This is a genomic window from Ruoffia sp. FAM 26255, from assembly GCF_045528525.1.
Lineage (GTDB): Bacteria > Bacillota > Bacilli > Lactobacillales > Aerococcaceae > Ruoffia > Ruoffia tabacinasalis.
This window is the reverse complement of sequence record NZ_JBGQQX010000002.1, coordinates 1-26,801: the sequence shown is the minus strand read 5'-3', so window position 1 is coordinate 26,801 and position 26,801 is coordinate 1. Positions and strand designations below refer to the sequence as shown.

General features: G+C 38.1%; 27 protein-coding genes, 1 riboswitch and 1 other annotated feature. Of the genes, 16 read left to right on the top strand and 11 right to left on the bottom strand.

All coding sequences use genetic code 11. From position 1 onward, the window contains the following. Positions 1–123: 123 nt before the first annotated feature. The 7 genes from ACEN31_RS00615 to ACEN31_RS00585 form a co-directional block, all read right to left on the bottom strand. The gene (locus ACEN31_RS00615; protein WP_407108301.1) at positions 124–678 is read right to left on the bottom strand and encodes a folate family ECF transporter S component; all 555 of its coding nucleotides are present in this window, start codon (positions 676–678) and stop codon (positions 124–126) included. A 40-nt stretch (positions 679–718) separates the two neighbouring features. After that, a riboswitch (THF riboswitch) is annotated at positions 719–821 on the bottom strand. Positions 822–909: 88 nt separating this feature from the next. Continuing rightward, positions 910–1,788: a triphosphoribosyl-dephospho-CoA synthase CitG gene (citG, locus tag ACEN31_RS00610; protein WP_407089780.1), complete on the bottom strand. Its 879-nt coding sequence runs from the start codon at positions 1,786–1,788 to the stop codon at positions 910–912. Next, the gene (locus tag ACEN31_RS00605; protein ID WP_407108300.1) at positions 1,781–2,485 is read right to left on the bottom strand and encodes a GntR family transcriptional regulator; all 705 of its coding nucleotides are present in this window, start codon (positions 2,483–2,485) and stop codon (positions 1,781–1,783) included. Before ACEN31_RS00605 ends, citG begins: the two co-directional genes overlap by 8 nt. A gap of 208 nt (positions 2,486–2,693) precedes the next feature. Next, positions 2,694–3,824: a sodium ion-translocating decarboxylase subunit beta gene (locus ACEN31_RS00600; RefSeq protein ID WP_407108299.1), complete on the bottom strand. Its 1,131-nt coding sequence runs from the start codon at positions 3,822–3,824 to the stop codon at positions 2,694–2,696. A gap of 15 nt (positions 3,825–3,839) precedes the next feature. Continuing rightward, complete coding sequence (locus tag ACEN31_RS00595; RefSeq protein WP_407108298.1) at positions 3,840–4,199, bottom strand: biotin/lipoyl-containing protein; 360 nt, start codon at positions 4,197–4,199, stop codon at positions 3,840–3,842. A gap of 16 nt (positions 4,200–4,215) precedes the next feature. Further along, entirely contained in the window at positions 4,216–4,512 is a 297-nt protein-coding gene (locus ACEN31_RS00590) for an OadG family protein (RefSeq protein WP_138403881.1), read from the bottom strand. Positions 4,513–4,544: 32 nt separating this feature from the next. Beyond that, positions 4,545–5,936: an oxaloacetate decarboxylase subunit alpha gene (locus ACEN31_RS00585; RefSeq protein ID WP_407108297.1), complete on the bottom strand. Its 1,392-nt coding sequence runs from the start codon at positions 5,934–5,936 to the stop codon at positions 4,545–4,547. 450 nt (positions 5,937–6,386) lie between these two features. On the opposite strand from ACEN31_RS00585, the gene citC reads away from it, so the two are divergent. The 6 genes from citC (at position 6,387) to ACEN31_RS00555 (ending at position 12,110) form a co-directional block, all read left to right on the top strand. Further along, positions 6,387–7,382 carry a [citrate (pro-3S)-lyase] ligase gene (citC, locus tag ACEN31_RS00580; protein WP_407108296.1) on the top strand — a complete coding sequence of 332 codons (996 nt, stop codon included), beginning with the start codon at positions 6,387–6,389 and terminating at the stop codon, positions 7,380–7,382. 16 nt (positions 7,383–7,398) lie between these two features. Continuing rightward, positions 7,399–7,704 (top strand): citrate lyase acyl carrier protein, encoded by a 306-nt coding sequence (gene citD, locus ACEN31_RS00575; RefSeq protein WP_218930095.1) that lies wholly within the window; start codon positions 7,399–7,401, stop codon positions 7,702–7,704. Continuing rightward, positions 7,692–8,579 (top strand): citrate (pro-3S)-lyase subunit beta, encoded by an 888-nt coding sequence (gene citE / locus ACEN31_RS00570; protein WP_138403877.1) that lies wholly within the window; start codon positions 7,692–7,694, stop codon positions 8,577–8,579. Before citD ends, citE begins: the two co-directional genes overlap by 13 nt. Before the next feature lie 2 nt (positions 8,580–8,581). Continuing rightward, positions 8,582–10,114 carry a citrate lyase subunit alpha gene (gene citF / locus ACEN31_RS00565; protein ID WP_407108295.1) on the top strand — a complete coding sequence of 511 codons (1,533 nt, stop codon included), beginning with the start codon at positions 8,582–8,584 and terminating at the stop codon, positions 10,112–10,114. Next, positions 10,107–10,640 (top strand): citrate lyase holo-[acyl-carrier protein] synthase, encoded by a 534-nt coding sequence (gene citX / locus ACEN31_RS00560; protein WP_407108294.1) that lies wholly within the window; start codon positions 10,107–10,109, stop codon positions 10,638–10,640. Before citF ends, citX begins: the two co-directional genes overlap by 8 nt. Positions 10,641–10,811: 171 nt before the next feature. Then, the gene (locus ACEN31_RS00555; protein WP_407108293.1) at positions 10,812–12,110 is read left to right on the top strand and encodes an SLC13 family permease; all 1,299 of its coding nucleotides are present in this window, start codon (positions 10,812–10,814) and stop codon (positions 12,108–12,110) included. Positions 12,111–12,428: 318 nt separating this feature from the next. Here the strand turns inward: ACEN31_RS00555 and ACEN31_RS00550 are convergent, their stop codons facing one another. Next, entirely contained in the window at positions 12,429–13,601 is a 1,173-nt protein-coding gene (locus ACEN31_RS00550; RefSeq protein ID WP_407089789.1) for an aminotransferase class I/II-fold pyridoxal phosphate-dependent enzyme, read from the bottom strand. 220 nt (positions 13,602–13,821) lie between these two features. Next, positions 13,822–14,081: a binding site (T-box leader), on the top strand. Between the two features lie 46 nt (positions 14,082–14,127). On the opposite strand from ACEN31_RS00550, the gene ACEN31_RS00545 reads away from it, so the two are divergent. Next, positions 14,128–15,189, top strand: a complete 1,062-nt coding sequence (locus tag ACEN31_RS00545) for a methionine ABC transporter ATP-binding protein (protein ID WP_138403872.1) — start codon at positions 14,128–14,130, stop codon at positions 15,187–15,189. Between the two features lie 55 nt (positions 15,190–15,244). Continuing rightward, entirely contained in the window at positions 15,245–15,925 is a 681-nt protein-coding gene (locus ACEN31_RS00540; RefSeq protein ID WP_380706316.1) for a methionine ABC transporter permease, read from the top strand. A gap of 56 nt (positions 15,926–15,981) precedes the next feature. Here the strand turns inward: ACEN31_RS00540 and ACEN31_RS00535 are convergent, their stop codons facing one another. Then, positions 15,982–16,701: a GntR family transcriptional regulator gene (locus ACEN31_RS00535; RefSeq protein ID WP_197103029.1), complete on the bottom strand. Its 720-nt coding sequence runs from the start codon at positions 16,699–16,701 to the stop codon at positions 15,982–15,984. Positions 16,702–16,854: 153 nt separating this feature from the next. Between ACEN31_RS00535 and ACEN31_RS00530 the strand changes: the two genes are divergently transcribed. The 5 genes from ACEN31_RS00530 (at position 16,855) to ACEN31_RS00510 (ending at position 22,771) form a co-directional block, all read left to right on the top strand. Next, the gene (locus tag ACEN31_RS00530; RefSeq protein WP_407108292.1) at positions 16,855–18,303 is read left to right on the top strand and encodes a 6-phospho-beta-glucosidase; all 1,449 of its coding nucleotides are present in this window, start codon (positions 16,855–16,857) and stop codon (positions 18,301–18,303) included. Between the two features lie 128 nt (positions 18,304–18,431). Further along, complete coding sequence (locus tag ACEN31_RS00525; RefSeq protein WP_407094170.1) at positions 18,432–19,190, top strand: sulfite exporter TauE/SafE family protein; 759 nt, start codon at positions 18,432–18,434, stop codon at positions 19,188–19,190. A 123-nt stretch (positions 19,191–19,313) separates the two neighbouring features. Next, on the top strand, positions 19,314–19,697 hold the full coding sequence (locus tag ACEN31_RS00520) for a GntR family transcriptional regulator (protein WP_407108291.1): 384 nt from the start codon (positions 19,314–19,316) through the stop codon (positions 19,695–19,697). Beyond that, complete coding sequence (locus ACEN31_RS00515; RefSeq protein WP_407094169.1) at positions 19,694–21,055, top strand: DUF5808 domain-containing protein; 1,362 nt, start codon at positions 19,694–19,696, stop codon at positions 21,053–21,055. Before ACEN31_RS00520 ends, ACEN31_RS00515 begins: the two co-directional genes overlap by 4 nt. A gap of 219 nt (positions 21,056–21,274) precedes the next feature. Next, a complete protein-coding gene (locus ACEN31_RS00510) occupies positions 21,275–22,771 on the top strand; it encodes a flavocytochrome c (protein ID WP_407101792.1) in 1,497 nt (498 codons plus the stop codon). Between the two features lie 84 nt (positions 22,772–22,855). On the opposite strand, the gene ACEN31_RS00505 is transcribed toward ACEN31_RS00510, so the two are convergent. Next, complete coding sequence (locus tag ACEN31_RS00505) at positions 22,856–23,509, bottom strand: hypothetical protein (RefSeq protein WP_407108290.1); 654 nt, start codon at positions 23,507–23,509, stop codon at positions 22,856–22,858. A gap of 205 nt (positions 23,510–23,714) precedes the next feature. Between ACEN31_RS00505 and ACEN31_RS00500 the strand changes: the two genes are divergently transcribed. Together ACEN31_RS00500 and ACEN31_RS00495 are read left to right on the top strand one after the other, a co-directional pair. Further along, positions 23,715–24,164 (top strand): universal stress protein, encoded by a 450-nt coding sequence (locus tag ACEN31_RS00500; protein WP_407089795.1) that lies wholly within the window; start codon positions 23,715–23,717, stop codon positions 24,162–24,164. Positions 24,165–24,354: 190 nt separating this feature from the next. After that, positions 24,355–24,996, top strand: coding sequence for a YczE/YyaS/YitT family protein (locus tag ACEN31_RS00495; RefSeq protein ID WP_407094507.1), 642 nt, complete (start codon positions 24,355–24,357; stop codon positions 24,994–24,996). Positions 24,997–25,028: 32 nt separating this feature from the next. On the opposite strand, the gene ACEN31_RS00490 is transcribed toward ACEN31_RS00495, so the two are convergent. Next, positions 25,029–25,925: a mechanosensitive ion channel family protein gene (locus ACEN31_RS00490; RefSeq protein ID WP_407089797.1), complete on the bottom strand. Its 897-nt coding sequence runs from the start codon at positions 25,923–25,925 to the stop codon at positions 25,029–25,031. A gap of 258 nt (positions 25,926–26,183) precedes the next feature. Here ACEN31_RS00490 and ACEN31_RS00485 point away from each other — a divergent pair, with 258 nt between their 5' ends. Further along, a complete protein-coding gene (locus ACEN31_RS00485; protein ID WP_138403861.1) occupies positions 26,184–26,441 on the top strand; it encodes a hypothetical protein in 258 nt (85 codons plus the stop codon). Positions 26,442–26,801: the final 360 nt, after the last annotated feature.

The window sequence follows — 26,801 nt, the reverse complement described above, 5'->3', positions numbered from 1 at the left end:
TTTCCTGATTACTTGTTCCTTATATTATAAAGGATTTTTATGTAAAAAAACAAAAAATCTCTGTCCAACGTGCCAGTAATCACTGGGCTCGCACGCTAGACAGAGGGTTTTTATTGAATGTTTTTAAAATTGATATTTTTTAATGAGTTTTTCGATGGTTGGTGACTTGAATAGGAACGTTAATATAATCGTGTTAATTGGTAATGAGATAAGATTTTTAACAATTCTCATTGGCATGAAAGCAGCCCATGCTCGGCCATACATCATGCGAATCCACACGGAATTCAAACCTAAATTGATAATTAATGTCACGAGTAAAACCGCAACAAACACACGTTTCCAACTGATTGGCTTACGCCATAGAACCCAGCCGTAAATCCATCCACCTAAAGCGGCACTTAACGTGAAGCCAGGGAAAAAGAACCCACTCCCACTAATGAAAAAAGTGATTAAGTCTGTCACTGTTGAAACGAGCAAAGCGAAAAAGGGACCAAATAAAATCCCACTAAAAGCTGTACCGACAAAGCCAAGGCCGATTTCAGCTAAGTTACCGAAATTTAAAGACGGAATGAAACTTAAGACAATCCTTGCGGCGATCATAACCGCCATTAAAGTTAACTGCGACGTTGTAACTTTCCTTGGTCTAATGTTCTGCTCGACGTCTACCTTCTTGTTCATATAAATACTCTCCTCTTTCACAGAGAGCCACACAGTGATATGCAGCGAATGCAAAAATAAATCGCACCTAGTTCAGTGAACCAAGTTTCGTTTCTTAGCAACATCCCATCTAAGAACACTTCACGCTTATTTTTTACTCTGTTATCCTTTATTTAATTGTTTCCAATTATATCTTCATTATACTGTATTTTTGTTAGAAAATATAGCTCACTAAGGAAGAAGGGCGCTGTATTAAAAATCTGCTTGTTCTAATAGAGACAAGAAGATACCTAAAGCTAAAGCATCCGCCGCTCCACCAGGACTCAGATGTCGTTCAATCATCACTTGGTCATATTCGTGCAGCGCTTCTAGAAATTCGCTCGGCTCATTAGGATCATTAAATAAAGTAAGTGCTTCCATCTTAATGGTTTCCCAAGCTTCGAACCCACCCCGGTGAATAATATTGCCGTCTTCAATGTGTCCCATGATGAGTAGCAATGCTTTTAATAAATTATGTTCTAGTATTGGATCATCTAAACTACGTAAATAGGGCATCAACACATCTTGTAAGATAGGGTAGCCACTAACTGCTTCGCCACGAATCCCCGTAATGCCATGTTCAATATACAATCTCTCGCCATGAGATAGTTTTTCTCTTGTATGCACATCATCAAAATCTTTCAGTAAGATATCTTTGGTCATTAAACGAATCAATTGAAACGCTTCGGTTGTATGAGAAGCTGACCAAGTCGATAACTGCTTACGCTCAATAATATAACCTACAGCTACAAGTAAAAGGGCGAATGAAAAGTTAGCACCTTTATGAGTATTAATACCATGCGTTGCTTCAAACATAGCGATTTCCGCATTAATCCCAATACGTCTTGAGCCGTTAAATAATTCACTTAAATCTTCTGTTTGATGCAAACTTCTCCCTAAGTCATAATACTGCTTAAAGAAAGGTTCAAAAGACATTACGCTATCAATAAACGTGTAATAGTTCATATCTCGATGCGAACCATTATTGAAACGATCCACTAAACCTGGTTTAGGTGATAAAGAAACCTCATACATCAAAGCTTTCGTTGCGAGACGGGGAATGCGATGATGGATTGAGTGTACATTATCCAATATTACGATTCTCCATATTTTCAATAATAAACTTCAATGAATGATCGAGATGCTCATGAATAAGCATGGTCATTGTTTCAACATCTTTCTTTCGCATCCCTCTTAAGATTAAGAAGTGCTCTTCTAGTGCAATTTTACTGCGAACTTCTGAACGAATGGATAATTCTCTAAAGTAAACGAGATAGGCTTGCAGCTCATCAATAATTTTCGGTAGACGACGCATCTGTGACTTTTCATAAACATAAGCATTAAACCCAGAGAAATTATTAATTAGGTTATCAATTCGGTCATCAGATTCTTTTGTCTGAATGCTATCCCCGCTTTGTAAATGGCGCTCAAGTTCATCGAAATCCTCCTCGGTCATCAGGTGCATAGCTTTCGTAAAGGCAAGTGTGTCGAGTGCTTTACGAATATCATAAATTTCATATGCATCTTTAATACTAATCCCTCTAACAATCATCCCGATACCCGGAACATGCTCAACCAGTTCTTCTTTTAAGAGTTGTTCGAGCGCATAGCGAATAGGAGTTCGACTAATGTTCATTTCTTCTGAGAAAACGGATTCATTAATACGCTCACGTGCGGGAATTTCACCTAAGATAATGGTACGCTTAAATGCGTGATAGACAGAAACTTTTAACGTTTGATTGGAATTGATATCTAAATTTGCCTTAACGGCTTCAACTGTAGAATCCATTGTATACCTCCTAAATTATATATTACTCTTTTCAAAGGACAAAATGTGTCATTAAACAATGCACTTGAATTGTATACTTATTTGAGTTGAAATTCAATAAGCTATGGTAATAGCTTCAATTCAACATACATAAATACAAAATACTAAAAAAACGAAGGTGCACTTTGTTAAAAGTATACCTTCGTTATAAACACATTTGTTACATTGATTATCCAAAGAAGCTTAGTAAGATACCAGCTGCAACAGCTGATCCGATAACTCCAGCTACGTTTGGTCCCATTGCGTGCATTAATAAGTAGTTATTAGGGTTTGCTTTAATCCCTTCAGACTGTGCAACACGTGCAGCCATCGGTACAGCAGAAACACCTGCAGAACCAATTAAGGGATTCACTTTACCATTTGTTAGTTTGTACATCAGTTTACCCATAAGGACACCACTTGTCGTACCAATAACAAAGGCGAATAGACCTAAGAAAATAATTTTGATTGTATCAAATGATAGTAATGTAGCGGCATCTGCTGAAGCACCTACTGAAATACCTAAAAGAATTGTAACGATATACATCATTGAATTCTCTAAAGTTGTTGTGATTAACGGTACAACTTTACTTTCACGAATTAAGTTTCCTAACATTAACATCCCAACTAATGATGCTGCTGAAGGAATTAGTAAACTCACGAATAAAGTAACAACGATTGGGAAAATGATTTTTTCCTTTTGTGATACTGGACGTGCTTGCGTCATAACAGTTGTTCTTTCTTTTTCAGTTGTTAATGCACGCATAATTGGCGGTTGAATAATTGGAACAAGCGCCATGTATGAGTAAGCAGCAATCGCAATTGTTGGCAAGATATGCTCAGCTAATTGAGAAGAAATATAGATAGCTGTTGGGCCATCTGCTCCCCCAATAATACCAATCGCAGCAGATTCACTTGGCGTCATACCTAAGGCTAAAGCACCGAAGAATGCAGCGAAGATACCGAATTGAGCAGCTCCACCTAATAATAATGTTTTTGGATTCGCAATAAGCGGACCAAAGTCAGTAGATGCTCCTAAACAGAGGAAGATCAGTGGTGGGAATATTCCGAGCCCGACCCCTTGATATAAGTAATGAAGCAATCCACCATTCTCTATTGCAGTAGCAGGATCCATTAATCCCGTCAGAGGTAAGTTAGCTAGTAACATACCGAATCCAATTGGAATTAATAAATATGGTTCATAGTTTTTAGAAACGGCTAAAAAGATTAAAACCAAAGCCAACATAATGACGATGATTTCTTGTATAGTTACACTTAAAAACCCGGAAGTTTGTATAAGTTCATTGATTGTGTCTAACATGTAAACGAATACCTCCTATATAGTCAGTAGTAATTGATCAGATTGTACACTGTCACCTTGACTGACACTAATTGAACCAACAACACCATCAGCAGGAGCAACAATTTCGTTCTCCATCTTCATAGCTTCTAAGACGATTAATGTATCCCCTTGAGCAACTGATTGACCTGGTGTGACAGCAACTTTTAAGATAGTTCCAGACATAGGTGCGTTAATTTCTGTTCCGGCTGATGCTGCAGCAGGGGCTGGAGCACTTTGTGTTTCTTGAGTAGCAGGAGCAGCAGTTTGACCCGTTGACATATCTGCATCAGCAGGTAATTCTTTTACCGATACGCGGTATACTTCATTGTTAATTTCGATTTCGTATTTTTTCATGATTTATATCCTCCGATTATTTAATTCGTTTTGATTCTTGGATTTCTAACTTCTTGTTTGGCTCATCTTCTGACGCTAGTGCTAAGGCAACTAATTCAGCAACTTGTTGATGCTTTTTGTTTGGTGCTAAGTTGTTTGTGTTTACTGCAGGTGCTGGTTTAGCTGCTGCAGGTGCAGGTTCGGCTTTATCACTTCCGTTAACAAACTTTGCAATCATTTCTGTTAGTCCCCAAAGAACTAGTAGTACTGAAAATACTGTAAGCATGGAAACGATAGTTAACATCAAACCGTCCATAATACTGATTGATTCCATCTAATTAAATTCCTCCTTCGTTCATCGACTCTTTATTGACCGTAGCGTGCTTGAATCTTAATTGTTTCTCCCGCTACTGGTTTAGGTTGATATTTTCTTTCTAGGTATTGCTGACCCACTTGTGGGAATAAAGCATAAGTTAATACGTCTTCATCATTTTTACCTAGGTCGCCTAATTCAGCTTTAAGTTTTTCGAACTCTGGCTCTAAACGATCTGCTGGACGCGTTTCGATGACTTCTGCGTCACCGATAATTGAGCGACGGAATTCCTCATCCACTGGTGCAGGAGATTTACCATATAAGCCTTTTAAGTAGTCCTTAATTTCGTTAGGCACCATCTTGTAGCGTTCTCCAGCTAAGACGTTGAATACCGCTTGTGTTCCAACCATTTGACTTAAGGGTGTTACAAGTGGTGGGAAGCCCATGTCCTCACGAACAGAAGGAACTTCGTTAAGTACAGCATCGTATTTATCTAAAGCACCTGCTTGGCGGAGTTGTGAGTTTAAGTTCGATAACATACCACCAGGAACTTGGTAAATTAAAGCTTTAGGATCAGCGAACATCATTTTACTGTCTAATGTTCCGTCTGCTAAATATTTATCACGAATGCCTTTAAAGTAGTCCGCAATTTCTTCTAAAGTATCAATGTTTAAGTGTGTATTAATATTTAATTCTTCTAATGTTAATGCCATTGATTCAGTAGGTGGTTGACTTGTTCCTTCAGCTAATGGAGAAATCGCTGTATCAATAATATCAACGCCATTCTCAACAGCAGCTAAGTAAGTCATTTGTGACACACCACTTGTTGCGTGCGTGTGTAAGTTTAATGGCACATCAATCACAGCTTTAATCGCTGGAATTAATTCACGAGTAACAGCCGGAGTTAAGATACCAGCCATGTCTTTAATACAGATTGAGTCAGCACCCATATCGTTGTATTCTTTTGCTAGTTTTGTGTAATACTCAACGGTATGAACATCACTTGTTGTATATGCAATTGCTAATTGTGCATGTGCACCGTATTTCTTAACTGCTTCAAGTGAAGCGCGAACATTACGTGAATCGTTTAACGCATCGAAGATTCGGAAGATATCAATGCCGTTCTCAACAGCCTTTTGAATAAACTTATCAACAACATCATCAGCATAGTGACGGTAACCGATTAAGTTTTGACCTCTAAGTAACATCATCAATTTCGTATTCGGCGTACGTTTACGAATTTCGCGTAGTCGTTCCCATGGATTCTCATCTAAGAAACGAATCGCTGAGTCATAAGTTGCACCCCCCCAACATTCAAGTGCGTAATATCCCGCCGAGTCCATTTTCTCAATAATTGGAAGCATATCTTCTGTCGACATGCGCGTTGCCATCAAACTTTGATGCGCATCTCTCAAGACGGTTTCATTAATACGTACTTCAACCATATATATATCAACCTTTCTCATAAGTTATATTTATCTTTATTGTAAGCGAAAACACCTTGGAATGAAATTCTTTTTTGGGAAAATACTGTTCTAATGGTGTTTTTTTTGCGTATAAATTTTTGCATAAAATAAAAACAAGACTAAATATACCTCTAAAAAACCTTATATAAATGCCTAATTAAAACGGCTTCATATAGAAGAAGTAAATTCAATGCAGCTGTTTTACAGGTTTGTTCTGTCATAATATTTACATCAGAATAACATTCTAATCGACTGATAACGTTAACATGTTAGGCAGCATAAGGATTAGAATTATAAAATACAGGGGAAAAACAACACGATTAATAAAATTAATATATAATGAATAGTAGAATGAAGAAATAAATGATTTTCTTCATACAATATTGGTTTGGGGCAGGCAATAGAACTTTTAGTCAATAAAAAAGGAAGATGATAGTGTATACAACGAAACGTTTATGGATTCATCGAAGCCAAAGTGCACGCAAAGATTGGGAAGATTTATTAGAAACTTCCAACTTAAGCACTCAGGAACAGACCGATTATACAGTCGGTATTTATAAAGGTGATGATCTCCTTGCTACTGGTTCATATGCTGGCAACGTTATTAAATGTGTAGCCGTTCATTCAGACTATCAATCAGAAAACTTTCTGACGGATATTGTTGTCCGTCTAATGGATCAACTAAGAAGTAATGGCTCAAATCATTATTTCGTCTATACATGTCCAAAGAATAGTGTTTACTTTAAATCACTAGGCTTTAATAAGATTGTAGAGACGTCGAATGTTACCTTCATGGAATTTGGTCATCCTAATTTTGAAGATTACTTATCTATGTTAAGTAATCATAAAAAAGAAGGAAACAATGGCGCAGTTGTTATGAACGCCAACCCGATTACTAATGGACACCTTCACTTAATAGAAGAAACAGCCAAACAAAGTGATTACGTGTATGTATTCGTTCTGTCTGAAGATCGTTCTGAATTTAATGATGAGGAGCGAATGATGTTGGTAAAACGTGCAACCGCTGACATGTCAAATGTCATTGTCTTACCAACGAATGATTATATGGTCTCTTCGGCAACATTCCCATCGTACTTCTTGCGAGATCGTGCTCAAGAAAGTGTCGCACGAATTCAAGCAACGGTTGATGCTACGTTATTTAAAGAAAGAGTGGCTCCGATTCTTAATATCAAACACCGCCTCGTCGGTAAAGAGCCCTATTCACGCGTAACAGAGATTTATAACGAAAGTATGAGCGAAGTTTTTCAAGATGATTTGGAATTAGAAATTATTCCAAGATTAGAAGTAGAAGGTGAAGTGATTAGTGCAACGAAAGTACGTCAAGCACTTTCGGAAGGTCATCCAGAAAGCATTAAAAATTTAGTTCCAAGTACAACGTACGACTATATTCAAAACAAAAAATAAATTTGAGGTGAAAAAGATGGAAATTAAACAAAATGGTGTCGCAGGGACAGTAGAGTCATCTGACATTATGGTCACTGTGGCTCAATCAGATAATGGTATCGTGATTGAACTAGAAAGTAGTGTAGAGAAACAATTCGGAGCACAAATCCGTAAAGTCATCAAAGAAACTTTAGAAAAACTTGGAGTGGAAAACGCAAAAGTAACGGCTGTTGACCAAGGTGCATTAGATTGTACCGTTCAAGCAAGAACAATTGCAGCTGTTTACCGCGCTGCTGATGAAACTACATTTAACTGGAAGGAGATTGCAACATGGAGCGTTTAAGAAGAACGATGATGTTTGTGCCTGGTGCTAACGCAGCAATGCTTAGAGATGCACCTTTATACGGCTCAGATGCAGTAATGTTTGATTTAGAAGATGCTGTATCATTGAACGAGAAAGATACTGCACGTATGTTAGTACATAATGCATTAAAAAATATTGACTATAGTAACGTTGAAACGGTTGTTCGTATTAACGATTTAAAAGCTGGTGGAGATCAGGATATCGAAGCATCAGTATTAGGTGGCGTGAACGTGATTCGTTTACCAAAAACTGAAAATGCACAAGAAATCAAAGACGTCGAAGCTGTTATCGAACGAGTTGAGAGAGAAAACGGCATCGAAGTGGGTACAACAAATATTATGGCTGCGATCGAATCCGCTACAGGTATTTTAAATGTACGTGAGATTGCCCACGCGTCAGACCGCTTAATCGGTATTGCTCTAGGAGCAGAAGACTACGTGACAAACATGAAGACTGAAAGAAGTGCCACTGGAGAAGAATTATTCTTCGCACGTAGCTTCATTCTACATGCAGCGAGAGATGCAGGTATTGCAGCTTTAGATACTGTTTATTCAGACGTAGATAACGAAGAAGGCTTCAGAAATGAAGTACAACGTATTAAACAATTAGGTTTCGATGGAAAATCAATTATCAACCCTCGTCAAATTCCAATTGTTCATGATGAATACGCACCAACTCAAAAAGAAATTGACAATGCAAAAGAAATTATTTGGGCAATTCAAGAAGCTGAAGAAAAAGGTTCAGGGGTTATCTCTGTTAACGGAAAAATGGTTGATAAGCCAATCGTTGAACGTGCTGAGCGTGTGATTGCTTTAGCTAAAGCAGCGAATATCATTACAGAGGAGGAACTATAATTATGGTTAAGAATACAGTCGGTCGCGATATTCCACAACATATTGTTGATCAATACGGTGCTTATGGAGAAGAATCTAAATACAGCAAACAATATGAAGAGTCTATCCGTAAAATCAATCCTATTAAACTAGGTGATGACAAATTAGTAGGTAGCTTACGTGAAGCGATTGAAAAAACAGGACTTAAAGACGGTATGACAATTTCTTTCCACCACCACTTCCGTGAAGGTGACTATGTACTAAACATGGTCATGGATGAGATTGCAGCAATGGGAATTAAAGATTTAACGATTGCACCAAGTTCAATTGCTAACGTTCATGAGCCATTAATCGAACACATTAAAAATGGTGTAGTCACAAACATTACATCAAGTGGTTTACGTGATAAAGTCGGAGCAACAGTTTCAGACGGAATTATGAAAAACTCAGTTGTACTACGTTCTCATGGTGGACGTGCACAAGCAATTGCATCAGGCGAAATCAAAATTGATGTTGCCTTCATAGGTGCGCCAAGTTCAGATGCCTATGGAAATATAAATGGTACTAAAGGTAAAGCAATTTGTGGCTCGTTAGGTTACGCGAAAGTGGATGCAAGATATGCAGACAACGTTGTAGCCATTACAGACTCATTAATGCCTTATCCAAATACACCAATTAGCATTCCTCAAACAGATGTTGACTATGTTGTTGAAGTTGATGCTATCGGAGATCCTTCAGGGATTGCTAAAGGGGCAACTCGTTTCACACAAAATCCTAAAGAATTAGTTATCGCGAAATACGCTAACCAAGTGATTACGAACTCACCATACTTTAAAGATAAATTCTCATTCCAAACAGGTACAGGTGGTGCATCATTAGCTGTATCGCGTTACTTGCGTGAAGATATGATTAAAGAGAATATCACAGCTAGTTTTGCATTAGGGGGTATTACAAATGCAATGGTGGAGCTACATGAAGAAGGTTTAGTAGATAAATTAATTGATGTTCAAGACTTCGATGCACCATCAGGAGAATCATTAGGACGTAATCCTGAGCATACGGAAATTGACGCAATTTTCTATGCTTCACCATTATTTAAAGGTGCTGCAATTAACCAGCTTGACGTATGTATCTTATCAGCACTAGAAATTGATACAGACTTCAACGTTAACGTTGTAACGGGATCAGACGGAGTAATCCGTGGAGCCATTGGTGGTCACCCAGATACAGCATCATCAAGTAAGATGTCATTAGTTATTTCACCATTAGTTCGAGGAAGAATACCTACAGTGGTTGAACAAGTTAACACTGTGATTACACCAGGTTCAAGTGTTGACGTAGTTGTTACTGAAATTGGTATCGCAATTAACCCAGAACGTCAAGACTTAGTAGAACACTTCAAGAACGTTGATGTTCCACAATTTACAATTGAAGAATTAAAAGAGAAAGCTTATGCAATTGTAGGAACACCTCAACCAATTGAATATGGAGAGAAAGACGTTGCTTTAATTCAATACCGTGATGGTACGATGATCGACGTTGTTCGCAATGTATAAGGAAGAAGTATTTAATGGCCCGGAAGTGAGTTTAATGGAGATGTTGGATGCACGTGAAAAACGTGCATTTAGACAGACCCAGATTATTAATGAACATTCTCCGGGTTCATTATTATCTGTCACTTTGAATATACCAGGTAATATTAAAACATCTCTTTATCTAGTGGGTGTCTTTGAAGAAATGCTGACAGAAATAAAAGCAAAGTTAGACGATGTGACGGTTCAGTTTTCAGAAGATTTGAACTTGCCAACTGGGCCAGAAGCATATTTCTTTGTGGATATTGATAGCATTGAATTGAAAAAAAGAATGGTGGCACTTGAAGAAACGCATTCAAAAGGCCGTGTCTTTGATTTAGATGTTGTTAAATTAGAAGACGGAAAATTAAGCAGTTTGAAGCGTGAAGAGGTTGGAGTAGGAAAGCGTCAATGTTATATTTGCGACCGTCCAGCTAAAGAATGTGCTCGTTCTCGCAAACACTCAATTGAAGAATCACAAGAAGCAATCGCGAATATCCTTTTAGGATAAGCGATTGTCTATTGGGTTTTATGTGAAATAATACACATGTAAAGAACAGTTAAAAGACAGTGCGCATATTGTTTTAATAGTATTACTATATTAGAATGTAACTGTAAACGGTTTCTTAATGAGTGTTTGGGGGAAGTTTCACAAAATAATATATATATATAGGAGGAAAAAATGAATTTAGCAATAATAGGTTTTATACTCATAATCATATTGATGTTTGTCTTAATCGGAGAGAAAATGTCTCCACCGATGGCTTTCATCATTTTACCACTGATCGCAGCAGTAGTTTCTGGAGCAAGTATTGCGGACATAAGTTTATACGTTAACGATGGATTGGCGTCTATCTTAAACACTGCGGTTCTGTTCTTATTCTCGATCTCGTTCTTTACATTAATGTCAGAACAGGGATTATTCGACCCGTTAGTGGATTTTGTAATTAGTAAAGTTGGTAACAAAATCACTGCGATTTTTATCGCTATTTTACTAGTTGCTGTTGTATCTCACTTAGATGGTAGTGGTGCTTCAACTTACTTAATTGTAATTCCAGCATTCAAACCAATTATGGATAAGTTAGGCGTTCGTCCAGTAGTATTTTTAGGAACAGTTGTTGGGCTAATGTCAGCGATGAATATTATCCCGTGGGGTGGGCCAACGATTCGAGCGGCTTCAGTTGCAGGGGTAGAGGTTTCGGATCTGTATTCATTTATCTTCCCAGCTGTTGTTGTAATGTTCTTATTAGCAATCGTGAATGCTGTTGTTAACTCACGTCGTAAACGTGAAGGTTCAGGTGTTGATGGAAACATTAATATTGCTGATTTAGCAGATAATGCTGACGCAGAACCAAAAACAAGCAAAGGTCTTTATATCTATAACTTAGTTGTAACATTAATTATGTTAGCTTTATTATTCATTGATACTGGTTTACCAATGCACTTTATCTTCATGGTTGCCTACGCATTCGCAATCCTAGGTAACTTTAGATCAGTGAAAGAACAAGGTAAGAAGATCCAAGAATATGGTAATAACGCTATCGTTATGACGATGACATTATTCGCCGTAGGTATATTTATTGGTGTTATTGAAGGTTCTGGAATGGTTGAAGCAATGGCTACAACGATTATTAACGCATTACCAGAATTTATCGCACCACATACTCACTGGTTCTTAGCATTATTCTCAGTACCATTAATGATGGTTCTTGGTACAGATGCTTTCTACTTCGCATTACTTCCAATTGTAATCGGAATTGTAGAGCCGTTTGGAATTTCAGCATCGACAGTTGCTGCTACATTCTTAATTACAGGTACTTATGGTACTTACATCAGTCCAACAGTTGCTGCCAACTACGTTGGGGTATCATTGGCTGGTACAACCATTGGTGAGCATATTAAAGCAAACTTACCAATTATGTGGGCAGCAAGTATCATTACATTAATAGCTGCAACACTCTTAGGTGTAGTGCAATTCTAGAGCCACAAAGCAACAAACTGTTTTTCATTAACAATAAAAACACACAGTCCGCTGTGTGTTTTTTCTTTGCAGATTTTTAAAGATTCGGGTGGTAACTGGAAGAATAGGCGAGAATTGTTCCATTTAATCACTTTAACCAGAACAATAATAAAATATTCTTCCATTTAATCACTTTAACCAGAACAATAATAAAATATTCTTCCATTTAATCGGTTTAACCGGAAGAATAAATAATAATTCTTCTACTTAACCACTGATTAACCAATACAAAGAACACCTCCAAGCATCACTTGGAGGTGTTGATAATTATCACTATACTTATTTAAGTTTATTTTCTTCAACAAAAGCTTCAATACGGTCAACGGCTGTTTCTAGGTTTTCTAGATTTGCAGCATAACTTAGACGGAAGTAGTTTTTACCAGCTTCACCGAATGCTTGACCAGGCACTAGACCAACTTTTGCTTCGTGAGCAACTTTAAGACAGAAGTCCATGTCGTCGCCTTCAAACCAATCTGGAATCTTGATGAATAGATAGAAGGCACCATTCGGTGTTGAGACATCGAAGCCCATATCGCGGAATCGGCCCAATAAGTAATCACGACGGATCTTGTATTCTAAGCGCATTTCTTCAATGGCTGCGTCTCCTTCTTCTGAGTAAGCAGCAAGTCCAGCAAATTGTGCTTGCGTTGTTGGCGCATTGATTGCACCTTGATGAATAACAAAAATTTGTTTTAAGACATCTGCAGGCCCCGCAACAATCCCCATACGCCATCCAGTCATAGAATGCGATTTAGATGCACCATTGATTAAAATAGTGTGTTCTGGAAGATATTTAGCTACTGAGACGTGTTTGCCTTTGTAAGTTAACTCTGCATAGATTTCATCTGAAATCACCCAAATATCATGTTTTTTAACGACTTCAGCAAGGCCTTCGATTTGCTCAGCTGTATAAGTATGTCCTGTTGGGTTTGATGGGTGGTTCATTAATAAGACTTTAATGTCTTTATCTTCAGTCAACACTTTGTCTAAGCGTTCTGGCGTTAAGATGAAGTCATCTTCTGTTACGTCTACCGGTACAAATTCCCCACCAGTTAAGTTTACTTGAGTTTTGTAAACGGCATAGTTCGGCGCAGCGGCAACAACTTTATCACCAGGGTTTAGTAATGCATATAGTGAAACGAAAATTGCTTCAGTCGCACCCACGGTTACAATAATTTGATCTTCAGCACGGTAATCTAGGTCGTACTTACGTTTTAAATAACCGCTAATCGTTTCACGTAATTCAGCTAACCCTTTTGAATGGCTGTATCCGTTAAAACTTTTATCGATAGATTGAATTGCTGCATCTTTAATGAAACGAGGTGTTGGAAAATCTGGTTCACCTAAGGTTAATTTAATTAAGCCTTCGATACCTGAAATTTTATCATTAAAGGCACGAATCGGACTCGGTTTAATAGATTTTAACGTTTCTTTTGTATTTCTTTTTGTCATATATATTCCTCCTACGTATTGCATTGTATAGAATAAACTCATCTGATTTTAATCTTAATAACAACCTCATAATACCATAATTATTAAAATTTAGGAAGATTGAAGTGATAGTGTGCGTTTTAAGTGTTGTAGTTTTTGCTGTTTTTGATTATGAGAATTACATAAAGTGCATTGACATTATTCTCATTTTTAGATATGCTTACACACAGATAAAAAAAAACTAAACGCTATGAAATGGTAAGTAAGAAGTGACATCTTTCAAAGAGAGCTCGCAGATGGTGAAAGTGAGTAAAGAGATAGCTTGTGAACATGGCCATGGAGCGGTCATTCTGAAGATAAGTAAGAATGAACGGAAACAACCGTTAACATCGTCGCAGTATAAATATTTTCTTAGAGATTTGTACTGTATGAGGCTAGGCTAGTAATGGTTTGGCGAATTAAGGTGGTACCACGAACTTTTTATGCACATTCGTCCTTTTTTAAAGAGATGAATGTGTTTTTTTTGTATAGATAGGAGGATAAAAAATTGATTGAACTAAAAGATATCGATGTTATTTTTAGTAATGATGACAAAGTTGTCACGGCGGTTAAAGACGTGAATATTACAGTTGATCGCGGTGAAATATTCGGAATTGTTGGCTACAGTGGGGCAGGTAAAAGTACCTTAGTACGTACGATTAACTTACTACAGCCACCCACACAAGGAACGGTTACGGTAAATGGACAAGAAATGCAAAAATTAAGTAAGAAAGAATTACGTGGAGCGCGTAAAAAAATTGGAATGATTTTCCAACATTTTAACTTAATGGATTCGCGTACAATTTTTGATAATGTCGCTTTTCCGTTAAAAGGAAGTGGCTTGAGTAAAGATGAGGTCGCTCATAAAGTGGCTGAGTTATTAGATCTCGTTGGTTTAGAAGAGAAGACAGATAATTATCCAAGTCAATTATCTGGAGGTCAAAAACAACGTGTCGCGATTGCGCGTGCCTTAGCGAATGATCCAGATGTCCTGCTATGTGATGAAGCAACAAGTGCTTTGGATCCCAAGACAACATCGTCAATCCTAGATTTATTACGCAAATTAAACGAACAATTAGGTTTAACCATCGTGATTATTACACATGAGATGTCTGTAGTCAAAGACCTATGTCACCGCGTAGCTGTTATGGAAGACGGGCATGTATTAGAACAAGGTTCAATCGTTGATATGTTCACAAATCCTCAAAAATCATTAACAAAAGAATTTATTAATACAGCCACTCACTTTGACCAAGAAATCGGTTTAGTCCTCACGCATCCAATGATACAAAACATTGATGAGAATGGTGAGATTATTCGCTTGAGTTACGTTGGAGATGAAACAACGAAACCCATCTTAAGTAACTTAGTACGCGAATTTGATGTAAACGTCAATATCCTTTACGGACATGTGGAAATTTTACAAAATACACCGATTGGGAATATGTTAATCGCAGTCGAAGGGACATCAGAGAATGTTGATAAAGTGATTGAGCATCTTGAAAATAGTGATGTCAGTACACAAAGATTTAATGATTTAGTAAAAGAATACGTGAAGAGGGAGGGATAACATGAGCGAATTAGTCTTAACAATTGGAAGTAGTTCGAAAGAAGTGTCGTCAGGTATTGTTACATTTTTAGAAACACACATTCCATATGCCTGGGAATTAAGAGAAGAATTTGTGGAAGCCATTTGGGAAACAGTTTATATGATGCTCGTATCTATTGGAATCGGTGGTTTAATCGGTTTGATACTGGGTATTATTATGACAGTGACTGGTTTCAATGGGATTTTAGAGAATAAAGTCGTTTATAAGGTCTTAGATTCACTGGTGAATATCTTCCGATCAATTCCATTTATTATCTTACTGGCCTTATTAATTAATGTAACAAGAGCAATTGTTGGAACAACGATTGGACCAACAGCTGCAACAATTCCAATTATTGTAAGTACGATTCCATTCTTTGCTCGTCAAGTTGAGATCGCCTTATTAGAGGTTAATCCAGGAGTGGTTGAAGCCGCTGAGGCCATGGGATCATCAAGTTTTGATATTATTACGCGTGTTTATTTACGCGAAGGTTTAACAGCGTTATTACGTGTAAGTGCCTCAACAGTTATTAATGTCATTGGTTTAACAGCGATGGCCGGAACTGTTGGTGGGGGTGGATTAGGTACGATGGCTATTGCCAGAGGTTACCAACGTAGTCGTATGGACGTTATCCTAGTCGCTACTGTGTTAATCTTAATCATCGTATTTATTACACAATTAATCTTTAACTGGTTAATCCGAAAGACAGAACATTAAATTTAACAAAAGCAGGTACTTTAGAATCAATGGATTCGTAAGGTACCTGCTCTTTTTTAGTTCATTAAGTTGTAGTAGCTATTTCCTTGGATAAAGAATTGCGATTCTTCATAATGGTAGATAATTTTTGAATAATCAAACGGCACACCATTGGCCAAGTAAAAGATCGATTCGACTTGAATGCCTGGGTCGCCTTCTTGTAATTCTAAGTAAGCGGCATTTTGTTGATTTAATTTACCAACTCTGAGGTAATGGTCTAAGAAACTGATTTGCAGTTTTAGATTGTTTGTTAAGTAATTAAATACGGATTCTTCAGCGATTTGTTCATTCAAATACATCACGATATTTTTATCAAAGTAAGATTCTTCAATACAGAAGATGCGCCCCTCAATATAACGGAGTCGCTTCAAATAATAAACTGGTTGATCAGCGTCGATTTGTAGATGGGCCTGAACGGTTTCAGACGGGATGACTTCTTTCAGTTCTAAAACTTTTGAAGTGAGGTCAAATTCACGCAGCATGCTGTTGAAACCTTGAATTTCCATCATGTTAATATACCCTTTTTGGCGACGACCGCGCACAAAAATCCCGCTACCTCGCACTTGGTAAATGAGACCATGACTTTGTAATTCATCTAAAGCTTTGATGACTGTATTCTTGCTGACTTCGAATTGACTCACAAGCTCATCTAAGCTTGGTAACTTGTCACCTTGACGAAGATCTTTGTCTTCAATCAGGTTCATTATTTCTTTGGCTATGTATTCGTATTTAAGCATGTTATTAGTCCTTTACTTAGTTTGTTTGTCAACACTAATATACCATAGAAGCTTCACCTTGACAAAGTGTACGGGTATAATTATAATTATATCCGTACTGGTCAATATTTTTTAATAGAATGATGATTGACAAAGAAAGAGGAGGATATATTCATGAGTAAATTACCAAAAGATTTCTTATGGAGCGGGGCAGTGGCTGCCCATCAATTAGAAGGTGGCTGGAATGCAGGCGGTAAGGGGCCAAGCGTTGCGGATGTAATGACTGCAGGTGCCAATGGGCAACCACGTGAAATTACTGAAACCGTTGAAGAAGGAAGATACTATCCAAACCATGAGGCGATTGATTTCTATCATCGTTATAAAGAAGATGTGGCGTTATTCGCTGAGATGGGCTTAAAAGCGTTCCGTACGTCAATTAACTGGACGCGTATTTTTCCAAAAGGTGACGAAGCAGAACCGAATGAAGAAGGTCTACAATTCTATGATGATCTTTTCGATGAGTTATTAAAGCATGGTATCGAACCGGTGATTACCTTAACTCACTTTGAAATGCCGCTGCATTTGGCTCATGAATATGGTGGATTTAGAAACCGTAAAGTCATTGATTTCTTTGTAAAATTCGCTGAAGTTGTATTTAACCGTTATAAAGATAAAGTAAAATATTGGATGACTTTCAATGAAATTAATAACATGATGGATTATTCGAATCCAATCTTCTTATGGACGAACGTCGGGGTTCAAGTTAAAGAAGGCGAGAATCCTAAAGAAGTCATGTATACAACTGCGCATAATGTTCTTTTAGCAAGTGCAAAAGCTGTTGCGATTGGTAAAGAAATTAATCCGGATTTTGAAATTGGCGCAATGGTTTCTCATATTCCAATCTATCCAATCAATTCAGACCCTAAAAACGTGATGCTTGCTGAAGAATCAATGCGTCTACGTTACTTCTTCCCAGATGTTCAAGTAAATGGTTACTATCCAAACTATGCTCTAAAAGAATTCGAACGTGAAGGCCTGAATATTCCAATGGAAGACGGTGACGCAGATATTTTAGCTAATGGAACCGTTGATTATCTAGGGTTCAGTTACTACATGTCGAATGCGGTTGATATTAATAGCGGGCAAGGTGAAGATGAGGAAGCAAACGTTCATGGTAAGATTCCTTATCGAGTTGACAATCCTTACTTATCAGCTAGTGATTGGGGCTGGACAATTGACCCTGTTGGTTTACGTTATGTATTAAATCGCTTGTGGGATCGTTATCAAGTTCCTTTATTCATCGTTGAAAATGGTTTTGGAGCAGTAGACACGGTTGAAGAAGACGGCAGCATCCATGACCCAGAGCGTATTAACTACTTAAAAGGCCATATCGAAGAGTTAATTAAAGCAGTCGATTATGATGGCGTTGAATTAATGGGTTACACTCCTTGGGGAATTATTGACTTAGTTTCATTTACTACCGGTGAAATGAAAAAACGTTACGGAATGATTTATGTTGACCGTGATAACGAAGGGAACGGAACTCTCGACCGTTCGAAAAAAGATTCATTTGAGTGGTACAAAAAAGTTATCGCAACAAATGGCGAAGATTTAGAAGCTTAATTTAAGAAGGCTCGAACATGGGGGGTGTTCGGGCTTTTTGTTGTCTAAATGCCCCTTTCCTTAATAGACGCCCCCTTTAGTCTATGCTACACTCAAAGAGTTGAAATATAAGTGAAAGAGGTTATTTGATGGATTATACTCTAATTTTAATGGTTGTTGGAGCGGTCTTTTTAGGCTCACTCATGCGTGCAACCTTTGGTTTTGGGGACTCAGTTGTAAGTATGCCATTATTAGCGCTACTACCGATTCCATTTTCAGTATCGGTGTCATTAATTGGTCTGACTGGGATGACAACTGCATTGATGTCAATTCAAAGAGGTTGGAAAGATAAAGATCCAGTCGTGATTAAGAAATTAACACTCGCAACAATCATCGGGATTCCGGTTGGACTGATCCTAGTTCGCTTTGCAGAACAGTCAGTGATTAACTTGATTTTAGGGAGTGTCTTAGTGATTTATTCAATGTATTCACTCACGGCCTCACCCGCGCGTCGAGAATACTTACAAGCAAAATTTGAAAATCCAAATTACTCTTATCCATTCGGATTTCTAGGCGGTATGTTAGGGAGTGCCTATAATATGAACGGTATTCCAGTGGTACTTTATGCTGCGGCCCGTGATTGGACGCCACGTCAGTTTCTAGGAACAGTTCAATCTCATTTCTTGATCTCGAGCGTATTTGTTATTTCCGGTCATGCTTTAAGTGGCTTTTGGAATTGGGATGTGGCTATTTACTTCGCCTTTTCAGTTCCAGTCGTTGCTTTAGGCATGTATATCGGAAGAAAAATTTACAACAAAATAGACACTGACAAATTTAGAACTTATATTTTTATTATGATTCTAATTCTAGGTGCAGTTAATATTGGTAACTTTATCCAAGCGGTGTAAGCAATGAGATGGAGCGTTTTTAACTAAACGCTCTATTTTTTATCGTGATTTGTGTATATGGTGTATTATATGATATAATACAACTAAGGAAGATGGAAAGAAGTGAATCGAAGGGGTGAGAATATGTTAATGGAGATAGATTTATCAGCGGAAACACCGATATATCAGCAAATCCGCGATCAAGTTGTTTTGGGAGTCGGCCGCGGGGATTTAAAATATGGAGAAAATTTACCAAGCGCAAGACAACTTGCTCAAGATTTGGGCGTCAACCCAATGACAGTGAACAAGGCTTATCAAACGTTGAAGCGTGAGGGAATTATTGTAGTGGACCGCCGAGTTGGAACAAAAGTGCGGGAGAATCCAGATGATATGATTGAAAGTGAGTATTTAAAACGACTGGAAGTGACTTTGGCAGAAGGCTTAGCCAAGACGGAAGATAATCAAGCTCTTAAAGAAAAAGTCGTGTCGATGTTAGAAAATTTAATTGAAGGGAGAGAGAATCAATGATTTTAATGACGATTATTCTAATCCTAGTCTTTGTAATGATGATGAATTACGCCGTCAGTTACCAAAATTTCAAAATATTTGGCCTGTCTTTTGCGCCAGAACATGCTGAAACAGATGAAGTTAAGACATTACAACGCCAGTTTAGAGTGACTCAACTAATTATAGGAGCCGTCTTTATTGGCTTGTCATTCTTGGTGAGTTTGGATCTATTCCAAGGGTTGCGCGATTTTATGTGGATACTCATATTATTTAGTTATTTTGTCTTATCTTATGTGCCGGTGTCGATTTGGCAGAGAAAATTCATGGCCTTAAAGCAGGAAAAGGGTTGGATATATGAAACACAAAAACGCGTGGTCGATATCAGTGTGACCCGAGAAAAAGGAAAAGCAGCGCCAAGCAAGAAATGGGCATGGCTCATTTGGTTACTGAGTTGGGTGCCAGTAATCATGGCATGGGTCGCTCAAAGTTCAGGAAGTTTCCTTCTGCCTTTAATCCTTGTACCGCTAACGCTCATCGTGATACCCTTGTCTTATGATATGGTGATTAGCAGTAAGACGCCGTTTGTGTCCAAAGATAGTGAAGTGACCCAAGCTTACATGCGTCATTTTGAAAGAAATAATGCGGTGAGTTACTTGGAGATGAGTTTAATGGTCAATATCTTCTTTATTGCTTTCACAGCACTCGTTCTCTTTAATCCATCGGATCTGTGGCTAATCCTATTATTGGGTGTGTTCTTACTAGCCATTGTTGCTTTAATGGCCCGAACAACTCAGAAAAATAAAGACCTCCAAGCAACATTTTTTGATCAAGCGGAATGGCAAATGCCTGAAGAAGAAGGCCAGTATAAATGGGGTGCCTACTATAATCCAAATGATTCCAGATTATTCGTGCCTAAACGTATATCCGGAATGGGTACGACAATTAATGTCGCTCATCCAGCTGGAAAGGTCATTATGGCGATCCTCGGAATCTTAGTCGTCGGTATTATTGGGCTCGTTCTGATGATGAGTCTGTCAGAATATGATGTTTCAATCCAAGCAGATACGGTTGCCGTCGAAGCACCGATGTACGGACTTGAAGTGGCCTATGACCAAATCGAATCGATTGAATTAAATGAAGGTCCGTTAGAAGGCTCACGCACAAATGGTTTTGGTGGAATGGAGAAACGCTTTGGTCATTTTAACTTAGAGGGTTACGGACCAGTAGAACTCTTCATCTATGACAGTCATCCTTACCACATCGATATTCAGTTTAGTGACGGGGAGTCACCAGGGTGGTTGATCTTTAACCAAACGACGCAAGCAGAGACTGAAGCCGTGTATCAAGCATTAGTAGAACAATGGGAAATGAATCAGTAGTAAAACGAACCAAGCACTTAAAGGTGTTTGGTTTATTTTTTAGATGTGTTTAATGCGCATTCGAATTGAAAAGGACTGCAGATTTAATCAAAAAAATACACATTAGTACGTAAAACCGAAATATTCCGACATAAGTTATAAAATTTATTTATTCAACATATTGAAATGACTTTCATTAATATGTATAATATGTGTATTAAATCACAAAGGGGTTAAAGTATGAAGTTCGTTTGTAAGATAATGAAGTCAGTATTGATTATGGGTTTAGTATTAAGCAGTATAGTAGGTAGTTTGAACGTTAGTGCACAAGATAGCGAAACAGATGCAGAAACTGGAGCATCGGAAGTCACAGCAGACTTTACACACCCAGATGATTTAGCAGAATCATATGATGTCATAGTTATTGGTGCTGGTGGAGGAGGAATGGCTGCAGCAATTGCTGCCAAAGATGCTGGATCAAATGTGGCCATATTCGAAAAAATGCCAATATTAGGTGGAAATACTCTGAAATCATCAGCTGGAATGAATGCATCTGAATCTAAGTTCCAAGAAGCTGAAGGTATAGAAGATTCAAATGAATTGTTTTTTGAAGAGACAATGGCAGGCGGACACGATACAAACGATGAAGAGTTAGTTCATTATTTAGTAGATAATTCTGCTTCAGCAATAGAGTGGTTAGACTCTATGGGTATCAATTTAAGTAGTATTACCACTACAGGAGGTATGAGTGTACCAAGAGCTCATCGTCCTGAAGATGGATCAGCAATTGGAGGATATCTAGTGGACGGCTTACAACGAAATGTATTTGAACGTGAAATTCCAACTTTCGTAAATGCCAATGTCACTGAAATACTAGAAGAAGACGGAGTAGTCACTGGTGTCCAAGTTAATATTGAAGGTAATGAACATCAAGTGAATGCAAAAGCTGTAATTATTGCAACGGGTGGTTTTGGCGGTAACTTAGAAATGGTTACAGATAATAATCCGGATTTAGAAGGATTTGTTACGACGAATCACGAAGGAGCGACCGGAGATGGCTTAGTAATGGCCCAAGAAGTTGGCGCTCAGTTAGTAGATATGGATCAAATACAAATTCACCCAACAGTTGAGCAAGAGACATCATATTTAATTACTGAAGCAGTACGAGGTGAAGGTGCTATTTTGGTTAATAAAGAGGGCGAGAGATTTTTTAATGAATTAGATACACGTGATGCAGTGTCACAAGCAATCTTATCTCAAACAGATTCATCTGCTTACGTAATTTTCGACCAAGCACTAAGAGGGCGAGTGAAAGCCATAGATCAGTATGAATCAATGGGCTTGGTTAAAGTTGGAGATACTATTGAGGAATTAGCTACTACTATAGAATTGGATCCAGAAGTATTGAGTCAAACTCTATCGATTTGGAATGATAGTGTAGCAAACGGAACTGATGATAACTTTGGAAGAACAACGGGTATGGAGATTGCATTAGAAGAAGCGCCTTTTTACGCAATAAAAATTGCGCCAGGAATTCACCATACAATGGGCGGGGTAAAAATTAACACAAACGCTCAAGTATTAAATGAAGCTGATGAAGCAATTACTGGTTTATATGCAGCTGGTGAAGCAAGTGGTGGTGTTCACGGATCAAATCGCATTGGCGGAAATGCTATAGCTGATATAATTATCTTTGGTCGCCAAGCAGGAGAGCAGAGTGCGTTATTCGTAAACTAAAATCCGATCTATAAAACTTTAACAAGGGGGCCGACAATGATTAACTGTCAGCCCCCTTGTTTATTTGCAATTGACTCATACAAATTATTCAACTGGAACTTCTCCATATTCACTCAATGCAGTGGTAATAGCATTTCCTTCGTCATCAAAGATATATTCAGAAGCGATTTCACCAATTTCAGGGGCGTAGTAGTATCGTTGTACCTCACCCTCTGGCATAACCGATTCAATCACTAAGACATCATGATACGTTTCACCCTCAACTTCATGTTCAGCGAGAATATCCGTGACTGTAAACTCTAGTTCATCGCGGTAACCTCTTGTAAATGTGTCTCCAGCCGCTAACTCTGCTGGGAAGAATGTCGCGACTTGCTCATCTAGGGAGTCTTCGTGATAACGGAAGTCTTCGCCTTCGTACGAATTTGGGTAGTAAGCTAATTCGATGACACCATCTTCAGTCAATTGATAGACATAAGAGACAGTATTACCTGTATTGGCACGACTGACTTGGTAAATCCCGTCTTCATCAGGTTCATAATCTAAAGTTAAGGTAAAAGGCGCAAATTCCATGCCAACTCCTATGTGATCATAATAGGGATAGAATAAACCAGGTGCGTAGTTGCTAGTATCAACACTTTCAGTTGCTTCTTCAGCGGTTACTGCAGAGCTAAAGCCGGCAAATAGTACCGCAGCGAATAGTATTGACACCAGAATGCGTTTGAGTGCGTTCTTTTTCATATTTGGATCCCTCTTTCTAAAATGCGCTCGAGTTTGAAATTGCCACAATTCTTTGACACATCTCTCCTCCTTTTAACTAAATTCTACTATAAACAAGTCACTATCTAAAATAATATCCATTTTATAGAAATATTAAGCTTCTCTTAAGTAAGCGCATTCATTATGTGTTATAATAAATATATAAGACATACAGGAGGTGTGTAAAATGTTACATGAGTATCAACGCATATTAGTTGCGACAGATGGATCTGAAGGCGCTGAGTTGGCTTTGAATAAAGCCGTAGCAATTGCTGAACGGAATAATGCCAAACTATTTATTTTACATGTATTAGATACACGAGCAATCCAAGCGACATCAAGTTCGGATATTCATTTTAGGGATGCATTAAGAGACCTAGGTAACCGTGTGATGAGCGATGCGAAGGATTTAGCGACAGGGCGTGGCTTAACAGATGTTGAGACAATCCTTGAGATGGGATCTCCAAAATATGTCATTGCTGAAGATATTCCAAAACGCGAGAATATTGATTTAATTGTCATGGGTGCGAGAGGTATGGGTGCCGTTGAAAGATTCTTTATGGGATCTGTATCGGAAAATGTTATTCGTCATGCATCGTGTGACGTATTAGTAGTAAGACCAAAAGAAAGTGAATAAATTGACACATGATGTTGAGAAAGGATCTGAACAGTGTATTTAAATAGTCAATAATGCCTACTAGATCTAAAGATTTAGTAGGCATTTTTTTGAATTGTAACAGCACTTATAATCGAATCAGTTGCATATTTACCTCCAATTGTATTAACCTTAAGGAATAGAGATAAAACTAAATTTTAAGGAGCTATTTATGTTTTCAATAAATGGGAAAGAATTTATATGGAAGGCGTTAATGTCTTTAATGGGTATTACCCTCATCAGTTTTGGGGCTGCATTGAGCCAAACAATGAATATGGGCTTGGATCCATTCACTGCGATTAACACAGGTGCGAGTGAGTTACTTGGCTTTACTTTGGGGAATTATCAGTTATTTGTCAATGCTGCGATTTTGGCAATTATTTTGTTTTTTGACCGGAAGATTATTGGCTGGGGGACGATTTTTAACTTAGTGCTTGTTGGTTACATGATTGAATTCTTTATCAGCATGTTAGAGTCATTCATAGACCCAACTCAGTTTGCCTTTATCGTTCAGCTTTTAATTACAGTGGTCGCGATTTTAATCTTTACTTTCGGTGTCGCTTTATATATGGACGCTGATCTTGGGGTATCACCCTATGATGCGATAGCGCCAGTCATCACTGACCGCGTTTCAGCGAGTTACAAAACTGTCAGAATGATTCAAGATATAATTGTTGTAATTACTGCGTGGATTCTTGGGGGTCCAGTTGGCGTTTCAACCTTCATCACTGGTTTCCTGGCTGGTCCGTTGATTGATTTCTTTTCAAACCGTTTCACAAGGAAACTAACCGACAAAATCGAAGCACAAGCATAAAAAAGGACGCCTATCTCAGGCGTCTTTTGCTTTTAAGAAAATATATCATCTGCATTTTCTTTCTCAACTTGAACCATTGTATTCATGCGTGACAATTCACTCATTGGAATTGGATGGCCTGCTTCATTTAAAGCATCGGCGAATAACTTGTAATAACGTCCCTCGACGTCAACCACATCATCAGCGTCTTTAACCCAAATCCGTATTTTATAGATGAGTCGTCCGTGTTTGTCTTTCATCAAGCCAATAAATTCCGTCGTGTCATTAATTTGATCATCGGACTCGATGACTTGACGGTAAGTGTCTTTAAGTAACTCTTCATAGGCCGCAAAGTTAATATCTGTGGGAATCAATAAATCCAAATCAATTCGGACTGCTTCGCGCGACAGATTTGACAATTCTTGAATATTTCCATTGGGTATAAAATGATGAATCCCGTTATAATCGCGAATCACCGTAGTTCGCACCCCAATACTGTAAATGCGCCCTTCATAACCGTTAATGGCGATGTGATCACCCACATCAAATTGGTGTTCAATCAAGATAAACAAACCATTCACCAAATCTGAAACTAAATCCTTCGCTCCTAAACCAACCGACAAACTCGCAATCCCAGCTCCAGCAACTAAAGTTCCCACTGGAATGCCAAGTATTGAAAGTACGCTGTAACCAACGAAGAAGTAAAATGTATAAAGAACGATATTCAGCAATAGTCGTTGAATCGTATTGTTTCTTGAAAAATTATAAAACTTAAAGCGCTTTGTGTTTTCAAAGTAAGTTGTAATAATTTTCTCAACTAACACCCGTACAAGCCATAAAGCAGCGACGGTCAATACGATCCGGAAGATAGCGCTAAGTCCATCTTCTAGCAAACCTTGAAAATCAAATGAAGAAAAAATATTATTAATCGCATTTCTTAAATAAGACATTAGTCAACTCCTTTCCTTAAATGTTTATTTGTTGGGCTTGCGGGGCGTCGTGACGAGGCGCGACGTACTGCAAGTCAATTTCCGTAGCGTCGTGCTCACTCACGACGCCCTGCAAAGCCAACTTAATTATGTTTGCCTTACATTCATTATAGGTTAAATTTAATAAGCATTTCAAATTAGACGCGTAAGTAAGTGTTCACAGTGTCTCACCTCATTATTTTCAGTTTATGTTAGAATGAAAGCAAAGAGGTGAGACAAGTGAACAATCTAAATTCAATTACACGAGGTATCAGTGCTGTTATCATCATTGGAGCATTTATTGCACAAATGAATGACCTCATATCAAGGCATATCTTCACTTCACTACTACTTTTTGCTGTTTCAATCCCACAACTCTATACTGCCTGGGAAATTTATTATAAAAACGACAAAAAATGGAACCTCACTTCAATTGCGATGACCATTCTAGGAGTGTTCTGTATTATATCAGCAGTAAGTATCTATATTATTGGTTAAAAATGACCTTGCGGTTCATCGTGACTCAGCGCGATGGACCGCAAATCTGTTTCCGTGGTGTCGTGATCGCCCACGACGTACCGCAAATTCAAATGCGTAGTGTCGAGCTCACTCACGACGTACCGCAAACGAAAATACGGAGCGTCGTGCCACCACACGACGCCCCGAAAACCAAAAAACCCACCTCAAATCATCAATTTGAGGTGGATTTCATCTATTATTTAGTCGCGCGCGATAAAGCCCATATAATTGTGTAAAAGTAAAAAACCATAATAATCTCTTTGGTACAATGTAGTTGACAGACAAACATTGAAAGGAAGATTATTATGGCTCAATTAAATATTACCTTAAATTTAGAAG